The sequence below is a fragment of the Vibrio sp. 1288 genome (genome assembly GCF_033344475.1).
The window spans coordinates 1-521 of the sequence record NZ_JAWPOX010001115.1; the positions used below are offsets into that span (position 1 = coordinate 1).

General features: G+C 43.6%; 1 pseudogene. It reads right to left on the reverse strand.

The window, feature by feature from the left end:
- A pseudogene (locus R8O11_RS31200) lies at positions 1-521 on the reverse strand (conjugal transfer protein TraI); the annotation flags it as partial.

The window sequence follows — 521 nt, forward strand, 5'->3', positions numbered from 1 at the left end:
TGCAGGTTTAGGCTTTTTCGGCGTAGATTGGTTGGTTTTCTGGCTCTTAACTTTCTTTTCTGAGTGTGCCTTTTCAGCTTTCTTGCCAGATTGGCGTTTATCATTTAGCGCACTAACTTCACGAATTGGGTCAAAGTCTTTCTCAGCTTGTTCTATCGCAGCTTTGATAACATCTGAGATATCAGAAGAAAGTAACAACCCTTTAATGCCACTAAAATCATGAACCTTCCGGTTTGGATGAACTGGGTCAGGCACGATAGCGCCAGCGTCAAATAACGTGTTCAAGACTTCGGCTGGAGCCCCAAGCGCTCGGGCACCTTCTGGATAAAGGATCACTGCTTTTTTCTTCATAAAGCAAAGCACTTCACCTAATGTTTTGTGTCCATCCAGCACAGGAATAATGGCTTCTTTTAAAATACTTTCTGCCGCGCCGTATCCACTTAGAACATTCTCCAAATGACCACGCACATCAACATCACTCGATTTATCCTGCTGGCTGAAAGAATATGTCTCTGCATCTT